13 protein-coding genes are annotated in these 12,621 nt (G+C 66.7%); 6 read left to right on the top strand and 7 right to left on the bottom strand.

The genetic code is table 11. From position 1 onward, the window contains the following. Nucleotides 1-159 precede the first annotated feature (159 nt). Complete coding sequence (locus C8J40_RS13355) at nt 160-690, top strand: hypothetical protein (RefSeq protein ID WP_132897419.1); 531 nt, start codon at nt 160-162, stop codon at nt 688-690. 27 nt (nt 691-717) lie between these two features. Here the strand turns inward: C8J40_RS13355 and C8J40_RS13350 are convergent, their stop codons facing one another. Continuing rightward, nucleotides 718-1,701, bottom strand: a complete 984-nt coding sequence (locus tag C8J40_RS13350; RefSeq protein ID WP_132897418.1) for a hypothetical protein — start codon at nt 1,699-1,701, stop codon at nt 718-720. Between the two features lie 49 nt (nt 1,702-1,750). On the opposite strand from C8J40_RS13350, the gene C8J40_RS13345 reads away from it, so the two are divergent. Then, nucleotides 1,751-2,716, top strand: a complete 966-nt coding sequence (locus C8J40_RS13345) for a TauD/TfdA family dioxygenase (protein ID WP_132897417.1) — start codon at nt 1,751-1,753, stop codon at nt 2,714-2,716. On the opposite strand, the gene C8J40_RS13340 is transcribed toward C8J40_RS13345, so the two are convergent. Genes C8J40_RS13340 through xseA form a run of 3 tightly spaced genes read right to left on the bottom strand, consistent with a single transcriptional unit; the run spans nt 2,713 to nt 5,210 of the window. Continuing rightward, nucleotides 2,713-3,561, bottom strand: coding sequence for a M23 family metallopeptidase (locus tag C8J40_RS13340; RefSeq protein WP_132897416.1), 849 nt, complete (start codon nt 3,559-3,561; stop codon nt 2,713-2,715). The genes C8J40_RS13345 and C8J40_RS13340 overlap by 4 nt on opposite strands. Next, the gene (locus tag C8J40_RS13335; protein WP_132897415.1) at nt 3,558-3,758 is read right to left on the bottom strand and encodes a DUF2093 domain-containing protein; all 201 of its coding nucleotides are present in this window, start codon (nt 3,756-3,758) and stop codon (nt 3,558-3,560) included. Before C8J40_RS13335 ends, C8J40_RS13340 begins: the two co-directional genes overlap by 4 nt. A gap of 15 nt (nt 3,759-3,773) precedes the next feature. After that, nucleotides 3,774-5,210, bottom strand: a complete 1,437-nt coding sequence (xseA, locus tag C8J40_RS13330) for an exodeoxyribonuclease VII large subunit (protein ID WP_347812469.1) — start codon at nt 5,208-5,210, stop codon at nt 3,774-3,776. On the opposite strand from xseA, the gene purD reads away from it, so the two are divergent. From purD to C8J40_RS13315, 3 genes are all read left to right on the top strand, one after another. Next, on the top strand, nt 5,209-6,474 hold the full coding sequence (gene purD, locus C8J40_RS13325; protein ID WP_132897414.1) for a phosphoribosylamine--glycine ligase: 1,266 nt from the start codon (nt 5,209-5,211) through the stop codon (nt 6,472-6,474). The genes xseA and purD overlap by 2 nt on opposite strands. A 191-nt stretch (nt 6,475-6,665) precedes the next feature. Further along, nucleotides 6,666-7,472 (top strand): hypothetical protein, encoded by an 807-nt coding sequence (locus tag C8J40_RS13320; RefSeq protein WP_132897413.1) that lies wholly within the window; start codon nt 6,666-6,668, stop codon nt 7,470-7,472. Nucleotides 7,473-7,647: 175 nt separating this feature from the next. Beyond that, nucleotides 7,648-8,784: a VacJ family lipoprotein gene (locus C8J40_RS13315; protein WP_243693378.1), complete on the top strand. Its 1,137-nt coding sequence runs from the start codon at nt 7,648-7,650 to the stop codon at nt 8,782-8,784. 500 nt (nt 8,785-9,284) lie between these two features. Here C8J40_RS13315 and C8J40_RS13310 read toward each other — a convergent pair whose 3' ends face one another. After that, on the bottom strand, nt 9,285-10,586 hold the full coding sequence (locus C8J40_RS13310) for a hemolysin family protein (RefSeq protein ID WP_056063992.1): 1,302 nt from the start codon (nt 10,584-10,586) through the stop codon (nt 9,285-9,287). 195 nt (nt 10,587-10,781) lie between these two features. Between C8J40_RS13310 and C8J40_RS13305 the strand changes: the two genes are divergently transcribed. Then, nucleotides 10,782-11,456 carry an OmpA family protein gene (locus tag C8J40_RS13305; RefSeq protein WP_132897412.1) on the top strand — a complete coding sequence of 225 codons (675 nt, stop codon included), beginning with the start codon at nt 10,782-10,784 and terminating at the stop codon, nt 11,454-11,456. Between the two features lie 138 nt (nt 11,457-11,594). Here the strand turns inward: C8J40_RS13305 and C8J40_RS13300 are convergent, their stop codons facing one another. Further along, nucleotides 11,595-11,942 carry a tRNA-binding protein gene (locus C8J40_RS13300; protein WP_132897411.1) on the bottom strand — a complete coding sequence of 116 codons (348 nt, stop codon included), beginning with the start codon at nt 11,940-11,942 and terminating at the stop codon, nt 11,595-11,597. After that, nucleotides 11,929-12,603, bottom strand: coding sequence for a glutathione S-transferase family protein (locus C8J40_RS13295; protein ID WP_056054264.1), 675 nt, complete (start codon nt 12,601-12,603; stop codon nt 11,929-11,931). The genes C8J40_RS13300 and C8J40_RS13295 overlap by 14 nt, the downstream gene beginning before the upstream one ends. Between the last annotated feature and the right edge of the window lie 18 nt (nt 12,604-12,621).

Raw genomic sequence — 12,621 nt, 5'->3', positions numbered from 1 at the left:
CGTTGCGTAATCGAATTGCGGCGGTTCGCCAACGGGGCCGTAACACTAGCGACATATTATTGCGGATTGTAGCAAGCGCGCCACACTCCCCTTCGCTCGACTTGTCGACCCAGCAGGATCGGCATAGCGTGAAGGCGACGAAATTGCGGGGAAAGCGGGATGACCGGACGGATTCTAATGGCGTCGATCGCCTTGATATGCTGCAGCCGCGAAGGTACGGCACAGGAGATGTCGAGCGGTAAGGTCATGGAATCGCTGTCGCATTGCCGCGCGATTTCCAGTGCCGAATCAAGGCTTGCCTGTTTCGACGCGGCGGCGGCTGCGATCGAAACCGCGGTCGAGGCGAAGGACGTCACGATCGTAGACCGCCAGGATATCCGAAAGGCGCGGAAATCGCTGTTCGGTTTTTCGGTGCCCCATATTCCGCTGTTCGGTGGCGGCGACCGCGACGACGGCCCCAAGACCGACGACTTCACCGAGCTGAACACTACGATCGCGAGCGCACGACCGATGGAGAATGGCCGGATCGAGCTCCGGCTGGCGGACAGCGAGGCGGTCTGGATGACAACCGATCCGATGTCGTTCCCGCCAAAGGCCGGCGCCAAGGTCCGTATCCGTCAGGGTGCGATGGGCAACTACTTCATCGCGATCAACGGCGAGCGCAGCGTGCGTGGCATTCGGGTGCGCTGAACACCGCCGCGATCACGTACCCGACGGTCAAACGGCGAGCGGAATAGCTCGCAGCGTCGCCAGTGCGGACGAGGCTTCTGTCTCGCGCGCGGCGATCCAGCGTTCGGCTTCGTCGAGATCGACGGAGAGCTCGGCCTCGACATCGTTACGGCGCGCCAAGCGATCGGCGTTTCCGAACGATTGTGCCGGGTTCTTCGAATAGGTCGCGAACAGCGCCCCCCCGACACGGGCTTCGATCTCGCGCGGTGACAGCGGTACGCCGAAATGCGCCGCCGCCGCGGTCAGGGCGGTGGTCGGATCCGCGAAGAACATCTCTGCATCCAGGCTGCGCGCGTTCACCATGATCCCCGCCGTGTCGGCGTATAGTTGCATCTGGGCGAGCCACAGCGCAGCCGCGCGCTGGGCATCGGAAGCATTGTGCAGCGCGCCGATTGCCCCGCCGACATGCTTGCCGAGCTGCGTCGTGACATTGCGGAGCCACGTCCGATGATTGTCGCTGCGCAGGATGGCAAACAGATACTCGCGCAACGGCAGATACAGAAATATCATCGGCGCGTCGGGCGTTGCCGCGCTGATCCGGGGGAGCAGGAAGTTGGTCGGGACGTTGCCCTTGACGATCGTTGGCAAGTCCGGGCGGTAGCGTTTCGACAGCATCGCGGTCGTCAGCGCCAGTCGTCCATCGGGTGGGCCGAAGGCGAGTTGGCGCAACGCCTGAGGCTCGCGCAACACGAGGTTCGCGTCGGCGTCATCTAGCGCACGTGCGAGCAGCGTCGATCCGCAATGCGCGACATGCATGATCCAGCCGGTCGGCAAAGACGCCGGAATGCTTTCGATCAATGCCGCAACGGGCACCCGCAGCGCACCGTCCTCAGCCGGCGAAATCCGCGCATCGAGGAAGATCGACCGGTGATAGGCGGCCCGGTCCATCGGCACGAACACCGCGGTGTCGCCGTCGAACGAATGCAGATAATGATCGGGCGAAGCGTAGAGATCGGCCAGCGTCAGGGTCATCGTCGCGGGTATAGCTCCGCTGCCGGATTGCCGCTATCCCTGCCCGGCCATGCCAAAGATCCACGCTCCCGAGCCCGGCCGCCCCTATGTGCTGGTCGAACCCGCAGACGAAGCCGGGATCCTCGATATCGACCCGGCGCAGATCGTCGCGCTCTACAAGACGCACGGCGCGCTGCTGGTGCGCGGGTTCGGCGCCGATGCTGCGCAATTCCGGCGGTTCGCGGGCAAATTCTGCTCGACCTCGGTGATGAACGAGAGCCCGGGGCGGCGACCAATCGAGCCGGAGTTCAACATCCATACCGTCGATGGCGGGACCGGGGCGTTTTCGCTTCACCCCGAATTGTCGCGCGAACCGTGGAAGCCCGACGCGGCGTTCTTCGCCTGCCTGTCGCCGCCGTCGCGTGGCGGTGAAACGCTGGTCTGCGATGGTGTCGCGCTGGTGAACGCGCTGCCTGACGCGCTGCGCCGCCTGCTCGAGGATCGACGGCTGCTGTATATCAAGCCGACCTGGCCCGAGCTGCTCGACTTCTGGCTGGGCGATCCCGATCCGAGCGACGCGGTGCTGGCCTCGCCGCCGCCGTCCTGCCCGTATTCCTTTCGGCGGATCGAGGGACAGGTGTTGCGGATCTTTACGCGGCCCGCATTGCATCGGCCGATGTTCATCGATGCGCAGGCGTTCGGCAATTTCCTGCTGTTCGCGCGGTTCAACAACAACCGCCCCGATTTTCCGCTGCTCGACGACGGCTATCCGGTACCCGAGCCGTGGCTGCAGGCGATCAAGGCGGCGGGGGACAGCGTCAGCGCCGCGGTCGCCTGGCAGGCCGGCGACGTGCTGATGCTCGACAATACGCGCTTCATGCATGGGCGCCGACCGATCCTCGACGCGAGCGAGCGGCTGATCGCGACGTTCTTCGGCTATGTGAACTTTGCCGAACGCGATCCGGAGGAACCGGTCGATCCGCCGTGGCGGCGCGGCGATTTTTATCCGCCGATCCCCCCCGGCCTGCAACGCTAGCCGCCGGGCATCGGCCCGGCGAGCAGCAGCGGATCGAGCTTGGCGTCGTTCCAGCGCAGGCTCCAGTGGAGATGCGGGCCGGTCGCGCGGCCGGACATGCCGACCGCGCCGATCGGCTGGCCCCTGGTCACGCGATCGCCGACCTTCACGTCGATCCGGGAGAGGTGCAGGAACGCGCTGTTGAGGCCCATGCCGTGGTCGAGCATCAGCAGGTTGCCCTCCAGCGTGAAGGGATGGTCGGCCGCGAAGATCACGACGCCGGCCGCCGGCGCGCGCACCACGGTCCCCGTCTCGCGCGCGATATCGATCCCCGAATGATAGGATCCCGCCTCGCCGTTGCGGTAGATGCGCTGCGATCCGAACAACGTCGAGATCCGCCCTGTCACCGGCCACGCAAATGCCCCTCGCCAGCCATCGGAGGAGGCGGAAATCTTCCGTGCATCGACGATCTGCGCGAGCTCGCCAGGACGGATGCGCGCGAATTCTGCCTCGGGGACGGGATATTTGGGCAGGGTGGACAGCCGCGAGATGTCCCAGCTTCGGGGTGCGATCGTCAGCGATTGCTGGATCGTGCGACCGTCGGCAAGTGTCGCGATCAGTGACGCTTGCGGGCCGGCGTCGCGGTCGAAGCCGGCGAGGAAGCGGCCGTCGGGCGCCAGCGCGATCGGCTTGCCGTTCAGCGTGACGGTGCGCGTTCCGGCGGGAGCGGTCCCGAGGATCAGCCCGCCCTGGCTGAGCGTGCCGGTCCAGCGAAAGGGGCTCGCAGTTGCGGTAGTTGGCGGCGGCGCTTGCTGGGCGGTGGCGCTGGTCGCGGCCAGCAGGATGAGCGCCGCCGCCCGGATCATCGTGGCGCCATCGCTTCGCTGGCGGCGGCGGCGGTGGAATAGGCTTCCTGGCGCGCGACGCTCCAGTAGCGCAGGTCTTCGAGCGCGATACGGTGGCCGGTCGCGGCGCACGGCACGTGGTCGCCGGGGCTGAGGACGCGGAAACCGTTCGCCATATAATGCAGGCGCGCGGCGCGGTCGGAGTTGGACATCAGCATTGCTAAAACTCTTCTTTACAGCAGGGTGGGCTGGCGCGGCGTCGCATCGGGCGCGGCCTTCGCCTTGGGGGCAGCATAGGTTTTGGCGGGGGGGCGCTCAAGGCCGGTGTCCGTCACCGCGTCGACCACGCCGTCGCGGAAGTGGAGCGTCAGGGCCCCCGCGTCGCGCGCCGACGTGGCGGAGGCAAGCGTCTCGCCGCCGGGTCGGGCGGTGACGCGGGCATAGCCACGGTCGAGGATCGCGTCGGGGTTGAGCGACTGGACGAGGCGCCAGGTTGCATCGAGTTGCGCGCGCTTCGCTTCGAGTTTGCGTTCCAGCGTGGCCGGGCGGAGCGCGGCGCCCGAGCGATCGAGACTGCCGCGCGCCAGAGTCAGGCGACGCTCCAGCCCGCGATCGAGGCGCTGGCCGAAATCGTCTGCGCGCTGGCGCTGAGGCCCGAGCAGCTGGTCGCGCTTCGGCAGCAACCGCGCCAGCGCGTCGAGCCGCTCGCGGCCGCGCTCGACATGGCGGCGCGCGCAGCGTTCGGTGCGGTTGCGGTGGCTATCGATCGTCAGCCGCAGGTCGGCGAGCACGGGCACCGCGATCTCGGCCGACGCGGTCGGCGTCGGCGCGCGCAGATCGGCGGCGAAATCGCACAAGGTCGTGTCGGTCTCATGGCCGACGGCGGAGATGATCGGGATCGTGCAGGCCGCCACAGCACGGACGACGACCTCCTCGTTGAACGACCATAGATCCTCGACCGAACCGCCGCCGCGCGCGACGATGACGAGGTCGGGGCGCGGCACCGGGCCGCCCGGCTGAATCGCGTCGAACCCGCGGACCGCGGCAGCGATCTCGGCGGCGGACCCTTCGCCCTGCACCTTTACCGGCCAGACGATGACGTGCGTCGGGCAGCGATCCTCGAGCCGGTGGAGGATGTCGCGGATCACCGCACCGGTGCCCGAGGTGACGACGCCGATCACCTTCGGCATGAACGGCAGCCGCTTTTTCCGCGTGCCGTCGAACAGTCCCTCGCCCGCGAGCTTCGCCTTCAGTTTCTCGAGCAGCGCCATGAGCGCGCCGGCGCCGGCCAGCTCCATCCGCTCGATGACGATCTGGTATTTCGAGCGGCCGGGATAGGTGGTGAGCTTGCCGGTCGCGATCACCTCGATGCCGTCCTGCGGCACGAACGCGAGGCTCGACGCATTGCCCTTCCAGATGACGCCGTCGATCACCGCCTGGTCGTCTTTCAACGACATGTAGCAATGCCCCGACGCGACACGCTTCCAGCCGGAGATCTCGCCGCGCAGGCGGACATGGCCGAACTCACCCTCGACCATCCGCTTCAGCTTGAACGCGAGTTCCCCGACCGACATGGCGAGTGCGTTGTCGCCGGCGACCGGCTCGGCTACCAGCCGCCCCATGTTTGCCACCATGTCGCTGGACAATTCATCGGAAAAGGGATCGGGCATGAACGTCCTGCTGCTGGGCTCGGGGGGGCGCGAACATGCGCTCGCGTGGAAGCTGGTGCAATCTCGCGGCCTCGATACGCTGTATGCCGCGCCGGGCAACCCCGGGATCGCGCGCGTTGCGACGCTCGTGCCGCTGGATGCGACGGATCATAGCGCGGTCGTCGCGTTCGTGCGCGAGCATGAGGTGGGGCTGGTCGTGATCGGACCGGAGGCGCCGCTGGTCGATGGGCTGGCCGATAGCTTGCGTGCCGCGGACATTCCGGTGTTCGGGCCTTCGAAGGCTGCCGCGCAACTGGAAGGGTCGAAGGGCTTCACCAAGGATCTGTGCCTGCGCGCCGGGATCCCGACCGCGGGCTATGTCCGTGTGAAAACGCGCGAAGAGGCAGATGCCGCGCTCGCCCGCACCTTCTCGCTGCCGGTCGTCATCAAGGCGGACGGTCTCGCCGCGGGCAAGGGCGTCGTCATCGCCTTCAGCGCGGCCGAAGCCGATGCCGCGCTTGACGCGCTGTTCGCCGACGGGGAAGCCGAGGCGGTGATCGAGGAGTTCCTCGAAGGCGAGGAGGCGAGCCTCTTCGTGCTGACCGATGGCGTGTCGCTGATGCCGTTCGGCTCGGCGCAGGATCACAAGCGCGTGGGCGAGGGCGATACCGGGCCGAACACTGGCGGGATGGGCGCGTACAGCCCTGCGCTCGTGCTGACGCCTACGCTGGAGAAGCGCGCGATCGACGAGATCGTCGCGCCGACGGTGGCGGCGATGGCGACGGAAGGCATGCCCTTCTCGGGCGTGCTGTACGCTGGGCTGATGCTGACGCCGCAGGGACCCAAGCTGATCGAATATAACGCCCGGTTTGGCGATCCCGAGACGCAGGTGCTGATGATGCGGTTCCAGGGCGACCTGCTCGCGACGATGCTGGCGACCGCGGAAGGGCGGCTCGGCGAGATGCCGGCGGCGAAGTTCAGCGACGAGACCGCGCTGACCGTGGTGATGGCAGCGGACGGCTATCCGGGGACGCCCAAGGCGGGCGGCGCGATCGTCGGACTGGATTCGGCACGGGCGGCCGGCGGCACGGTGTTCCACGCGGGCACGCGGCATGAGGATGGCGGGCTGGTCGCGTCGGGCGGTCGCGTGCTCGCGGTGACCGCGACCGGCGACGATGTCGCAACGGCACAGGCGAACGCCTACCGCGCGGTCGAGGCGATCGATTTCGCGGAAGGCTTCTACCGCCGCGACATCGGCTGGCGAGAGATCGCGCGCGGCGCGTAATCCAGTCCTGATCCTCCCCCGCCAGGGAGAGGTGGCTGGCGCTTGCCAGACGGAGGGGGAGGAAACCCCTGTTCCGTTTCCTCCCCCTCCGTCACCTTCAGCGACACCTCCCCCTTGCGGGGGAGGATCGTCAGGTACGAGCCAGCCGATTTGATCTCGCCGCCCGCAGCGCGCGGCGCTACGGTATGGGAATGAACGAAACTTCCGCGACTTCCGCCTCAGGTCTCAGCCTGCTGCCCGACGGCATCGCCACGCTGACCGCAATCCACTTCACGATCATCGCCGTGGTGGCGATCCTTGTGGTGATCGGTCTAATCTGGGGCATCCGGGCCAAGCGCAGCCGCACCAAGGCCACGCACGACGTGATCGCCAACGCCAAGGAGGCCGGCGTTCCCCCCGCGCCGATCGACGCTGAACCCGAAACGCGCACGGCCTCGCAGTCCCAGGTACAGGCGCAGACGGTTGCCCCGGTTACGCCGCCCCAGGTCCAGCCCCACGCCCAGCCCCACGCCCAGCCCCCGGTCCAGCCCCAACCCGAGCGCATGCCCGCGGTTCGTCCTGCCCCTGCGCCGATCGCCGACACGCCCGACTCTGACGTTGCGCCAACACCCGATCGTTTGGCCGACGAGCCGATCGCCGCGGCTGCGCCGCTGGAGGCCAGCCCAGCAACCGAAATAGCGCCGCCGACACCCCTCGAACCCGCCCCGATCGCACCAGCATCCGCACCCATCGAGTCGACACAGCCGGCACCATCCTATGCAGACGACCCCGTCACGCAATTGAAGGGACTCGGCCCGAAGGTCGCCGCGCAGCTCGGCGCGCTCGGCGTTGCGACGATCGGCCAGATGGCGGCGCTATCGGAGAGCGAGGCGCAGCGCATCGACGCGCAACTCGGCAACTTCACCGGACGGATGGGCCGCGATCGCTGGATCGAACAGGCGCGGCTACTCGCGGCGGGCGACAAGGCCGGGTTCGAGGCGGTGTTCGGCAAGCTGTGAGCCAAGCGCTCGAACTAATGACAACGCATCGAAGGTGTGCCGCGGGCCTGATCAGCTAACCGCGACCCTCGGCGGAAATGACGATTGGCTCTATGCTCCACGCGCGCCGACGGGCATGTCGGGCGCGCCGCATCTCGATGTAGGAGAGCGGCGGATAACAGGGCGATGAGTGCACATGCTGGTAACGATGAGCGCAATGCTGTTGACGGCTGCCCCCGTTCACGTGACGGCCGCGCCGATATCGTTGCCCGGCGATGCTGCGAGTGCGGCGCGACCCGGCGCGGTGCTGTCGCCTTTCGCGAGTGACTTCCCGGCCGCCGCGTCGATAGCGGTTTCGCCGCTTGCCCTGGCCGCGTCGCTTCCTGCGATCGAGATCCTCCCCCTGGGGCTGCCGACGCAGGACATTCCGCCGGTCGGCCCCGCTCCGTTGGGGACCCCTGCCCAACGGACTAGCAACGACATCCCCAAGGACATCGTCGTCACAGGCCGCAAGGAGACCGCGGGAGATCCGTTGCGCGCGGTCAACGCCGAGTCGTTCGCGGTGACGCAGAAGGTCGACGACGCCGTGATCGGGCCGGTCGCGCGGACCTATAAGAACAACGTGCCGAGCCCGATTCGCCGCGGCATCCACAATTTCCTCTATAACCTGCGCGAGCCGATCGTCTTCCTGAACTTCCTGCTCCAGTTCAAGCCGGGCAAGGCGGCGGAGACGGTCGGGCGGTTCGCGATCAATACAACGATCGGCGTGGCCGGCGTACTCGACATGGCCAAACGCAAGCCGTTCCATTTGCCGAGGCGCTCGAACGGGTTCGCCAACACGCTCGGCTATTACGGCGTCAAGAATGGCCCGTTCCTGTTCCTCCCGATCGTCGGACCGACGACGATCCGCGACCTGTTGGGCGGCGCGGTCGATCGCCTGATCCTGCCGGTCGGCGTCGGTCATCCGTTCACCAGCACGTCGTACACGGTGCCGGCGGGTATCCTCGGCGCGCTCGATCACCGGTCCGAGTTCGACCAGACGTTGAAGGATCTGCACGACAATTCGCCCGATCCGTACGCGGCGACGCGGTCGTTCTACCTGAACCGGCGGCAGGCGGAGATCGACCACCTCCACGGCCGCGTCGAGGGTGATCCTGCGGGCATGTCCGGGCCACCGCCGAGTGTCGTGCCGTTCGTGCCGAGTGACCTGGAGCCGGGGGCTAAGCCGGTTTCGGAAGTACCGGCGGAGAGTTCCAGTGCGCCTGCCGTTGCTGAACCCGGAGTTGCGGCTCCAGCCGTCGACGCAAAGACCGAGGCCGAGATTCGCCCGTAAACGAGAGCGGAGGCTTACCATCCCCTTTCCGTTCGTGCTGAGCAGAGATCTGCGCGCGGACCAAGACCACGATATCGGCCGCCCTTCTCCGTTCGTGCTGAGTAGAGACCGAGTAGCTCCGTCAGGAGCGTATCGAGGGCTCGTATCGAAGCATGGGTTCCGCGCGCCAACCCATCCTTCGATACGCCGCTTCGACAAGCTCAGCAGCTACTCAGGACGAACGGAAGGGAATAAGGACGGTCTGCGAACCGAGCAGGCGGCGAGAAAACCATCAATCCGCCCCTCAGGTACCGTACTCCGTCACCACAAAAGCCCGTCACCCCAGCGTACGCTGGGGTTTTCCAATTGGGATCCGTCGCGCGCAAAACGGGGAGATCCCAGCTTTCGCTGGGATGACGGTTGTTAGGAAGTCTCGCCAGCCGGAGCGGAGCGGATCAGAAGTATCTGTACGCCGGTTTTGCATCTGAACTTCGCCCAAGCACCCACGCCCGGCGGAGTCCTCAGACTTCGCTCACCAGCAACTTGTCGATGCGCCGCCCATCCAGATCGACGATCTCGAACTTCCAGCCCTGCTCGACAAAGCTCTCGCCCTCACCCGGCAGATGGCGGAACACCGACAGCGCCAACCCCGCAACGGTGGCGTAATCACGATCTTCAGGCAGGTCGATGCCGAGGCGATCGGCGAGCGAATCCGCCGCCATCGTCCCCGCCACCAGCAACGAGCCATCGTCACGCACGACGACCGAAGGCGCATCGTCCGGATCCGAGTCCGACTTGAACTCGCCGGCGATCGCCGCGAGCAGATCCGCCGGCGTGACGATGCCTTCGAAATGTCCGTATTCGTCGTGGATCAGCGCCATTGGCACTTCGGCTTCGCGCAGCGCGAGCAGCGCGTCCATCGCGTCGATCTGGTCGATCACGACCGGCGCTTTCCGCATCAAAGCGCGCAGGTCGATCGGCTCGCCGCGGAACAGCGCGGCGGCGATGTCGCGCGCCTGGACGACGCCCTTGACCGTATCAATCGAGCCTTCGCCCACCGGCAGCCGGGTGTGCTGCGAGGCGAGCAGCGTCTCGCGGATCTCGTCGGGGCCCCAATCGCAGTCGAGCCAGTCGATCTCGGTGCGCGGCGTCATCACTTCGCGGACCGGGCGATCTGCGAGGCGGACGACGCCCGAGATAATCGAGCGCTCATGCTCCTCGATGATCCCCGACTTCGACGCCTCGGCGACGATCATGTGAAGCTCTTCGGCGGTGACGTGCTCTTCCGATTCGCGGTTCAGGCGGAGCGCACGGAAGATCAGCGCGCTGGTCGAATCGAGCACCCAGACGATCGGCGCGGTGCCGATCGCGAGCCAGCGCATCACCGGCGCCATGAACGACGCGATCGCCTCGGGCGCACGCAGCGCGAACTGTTTCGGCACGAGCTCACCGATGATCAGCGACGCGTATGTCGTGAGGCCAATGACGATCGCGAACCCGGCGGTCTCCGCAGTCGAGGCGGACAGGCCCCACGCCTGCAACCGCGCGGCGGTCGGCATGCCGAGGCTCGAGCCCGAATAGGCACCTGCGAGGATGCCGATCAGCGTGATGCCGATCTGGACGGTCGAGAGGAACTTGCCGGGGTCGGCGGCGAGCACGAGTGCGGCGCGCGCGCCCTTCTTGCCCGAGCGTGCCATCGCCTCGAGCCGCGCTTTCCGCGCGGAGACGATCGCGAGTTCGCTCATCGCGAACACGCCGTTCAACGCGACGAGCGCGAGGATGATCGCGACGTCGATCCAGGGGAAGGGGGGAAGCGGTGCCATTGGCTCGGCGTCTCTTTGCAGGACAACGCCTCGTCGCACAACCGTCGATGCGTGCGAGGCGGCGCATACTCGACATCGGACTGCGAAGATGGTCAGGCTCGGTTCAGTGCGCAGGCGGAACAATCGTCGCGACACCGGGTTATCGGGCGTATCGGGCACGACGCCCACATTCGTCATGTCTCAGGGAGATTATCTATGAAAACCAAGATGTTCGCAGGCGCTGCACTCGCCGCATTGATCGCCACCAGCGGTTGCACGACCGATCCCGAGACGGGTCGCCAGACGATCTCGAAGACCGCGCTCGGCGGCATCGGCGGCGCGCTCGGCGGCTATCTGCTCGGCGACGTCGTCGGTGGCCGGCATGATCGGACCGAGAAGCTGCTCGGCGCGGGCATCGGTGGTCTCGCGGGTGCAGGCATCGGCGCATACATGGACAAGCAGGAGCGCGACCTGCGCGCGCGCACTGCCGGCACCGACGTGCAGGTGATCCGTCAGGGCGACGACCTGGTGCTCAACATTCCGTCGGGCATCACTTTCGCGTATGACAGCGCCAACGTGCAGCCGCAGTTCCAGCGGACGCTCGACCAGGTCGCGGACACGCTGTCGCAGTACAACCAGACGTATATCGACGTGTACGGGCATACCGATTCGACCGGCAGCGACGCGTACAACCAGACGCTGTCCGAACGCCGTGCGCGGTCGGTCGCGGACTATCTGGCGAGCCACGGCGTGCAGACAGCGCGCATCGGCACGCGCGGCTACGGCGAAACGCAGCCGATCGCGTCGAACGATACCGATGCGGGCCGGGCCGCGAACCGTCGCGTCGAGGTGAAGATCGTGCCGATCACGCAGAACGACCTGCGTCAGTAAGCTGGGCCTATCGAGGGTATTCTCCCCTCGCCTACCGTTCCCCCGCGAAAGCGGGGGTCCAGGAGCCAAAAACGTTACGGCTGGTACCCTGGGCTCCCGCCTTCGCGGGAGAACGGAGTTAGGCGGCGACCGGACGGTTCAAAACAGCCGGCCGCCGTTCGGGACTGGTCCGGTCGGCGTAATCAGCACTACCTTGCCGTCCGCATCGGGGAAGCCGAGCGTCAGGACTTCGGACATCATCGGGCCGATCTGGCGCGGGGGGAAGTTGACCACCGCAGCGACCTGACGGCCAACCAGAATCTCCGGCGTATAATACTCGGTAATCTGCGCAGACGATCGCTTCACGCCGATCTCGTCGCCAAAATCGATCCGGAGCTTGATCGCGGGTTTCCGCGCTTCGGGGAAGGGTTCGGCCTCGACGATCGTGCCGACGCGGATGTCGACCTTCTCGAAGTCCGGATACGCGATCATCTCAGAAATCGACATTGTCGTAGTGCGCCGGGGGTGAGATCAGCTCCATCCGTTCGGACAGCAGCGGGCGGAAGCTCGGGCGACTCTTGAAGCCGCGATACCAGCGCGCGGTCTGGTCGTGGCCCTTCCAGTCGATCCCGCCGAGGTAATCGGTCACAGAGATCTGCGCGGCCGCTGCCAGATCGGCGAGGCTCATGGTCGCGCCGCCGAGCCAGTTCCGGTGATCGAGCAAGTAATCCATATAGTCGAGATGCCCGACCGCGGCCTTCATCGCCTCGCGCAGGCCCTTCGCGTCGGGGGCTGTGCGGTGCGCGAGACGCTTGACCATGCGCTCGTGGAGCAGCGGGCCGGTGACGTCGCGGTAGAAATGCGTGTCGAACCACGTGACCAGCCGGCGGATCTCGGCGCGGTTGGTCGCGGTGCCGTTGATCATCGCCGCCTTCTCGACGGTTTCCTCGAAGAACTCGCAGATCGCCATCGAATCGATCAGCGGCGCCACGCCGCGCGATGCATCGACCATCACCGGGGTCTGCCCGGCGGGGTTCATGTCCATGAACTCGTCGCGGCGATCCCAGGGCGATTCGCGCACCAGTTCGTAGCCGACCCCCTTCTCGCCCAGCAGCAGGCGCACCTTTCGCGAGAAGGGACACAGGGGGAATTGATAAAGCTGCCACATGCCATCCGTTTAGGCGGT

Origin of the sequence: Sphingomonas sp. PP-CC-3A-396 (assembly GCF_004343105.1) — a bacterium.
GTDB lineage: Bacteria > Pseudomonadota > Alphaproteobacteria > Sphingomonadales > Sphingomonadaceae > Sphingomonas.
The sequence above is the reverse complement of the archived record's forward strand: the minus strand, read 5'-3'. Positions and strand labels throughout refer to the sequence as shown.

Coding starts and splice junctions, on each gene's coding strand:
- C8J40_RS13320 (WP_132897413.1), top strand. CDS start 6,666: ATGAACGAAACTTCCGCGACTTCCGCCTCAGGTCTCAGCCTGCTGCCC.
- C8J40_RS13300 (WP_132897411.1), bottom strand. CDS start 11,942: ATGTCGATTTCTGAGATGATCGCGTATCCGGACTTCGAGAAGGTCGAC.
- C8J40_RS13315 (WP_243693378.1), top strand. CDS start 7,648: ATGCTGGTAACGATGAGCGCAATGCTGTTGACGGCTGCCCCCGTTCAC.
- C8J40_RS13295 (WP_056054264.1), bottom strand. CDS start 12,603: ATGTGGCAGCTTTATCAATTCCCCCTGTGTCCCTTCTCGCGAAAGGTG.
- C8J40_RS13305 (WP_132897412.1), top strand. CDS start 10,782: ATGAAAACCAAGATGTTCGCAGGCGCTGCACTCGCCGCATTGATCGCC.
- C8J40_RS13335 (WP_132897415.1), bottom strand. CDS start 3,758: ATGCTGATGTCCAACTCCGACCGCGCCGCGCGCCTGCATTATATGGCG.
- C8J40_RS13340 (WP_132897416.1), bottom strand. CDS start 3,561: ATGATCCGGGCGGCGGCGCTCATCCTGCTGGCCGCGACCAGCGCCACC.
- purD (WP_132897414.1), top strand. CDS start 5,209: ATGAACGTCCTGCTGCTGGGCTCGGGGGGGCGCGAACATGCGCTCGCG.
- C8J40_RS13345 (WP_132897417.1), top strand. CDS start 1,751: ATGCCAAAGATCCACGCTCCCGAGCCCGGCCGCCCCTATGTGCTGGTC.
- C8J40_RS13350 (WP_132897418.1), bottom strand. CDS start 1,701: ATGACCCTGACGCTGGCCGATCTCTACGCTTCGCCCGATCATTATCTG.
- xseA (WP_347812469.1), bottom strand. CDS start 5,210: ATGCCCGATCCCTTTTCCGATGAATTGTCCAGCGACATGGTGGCAAAC.
- C8J40_RS13355 (WP_132897419.1), top strand. CDS start 160: ATGACCGGACGGATTCTAATGGCGTCGATCGCCTTGATATGCTGCAGC.
- C8J40_RS13310 (WP_056063992.1), bottom strand. CDS start 10,586: ATGGCACCGCTTCCCCCCTTCCCCTGGATCGACGTCGCGATCATCCTC.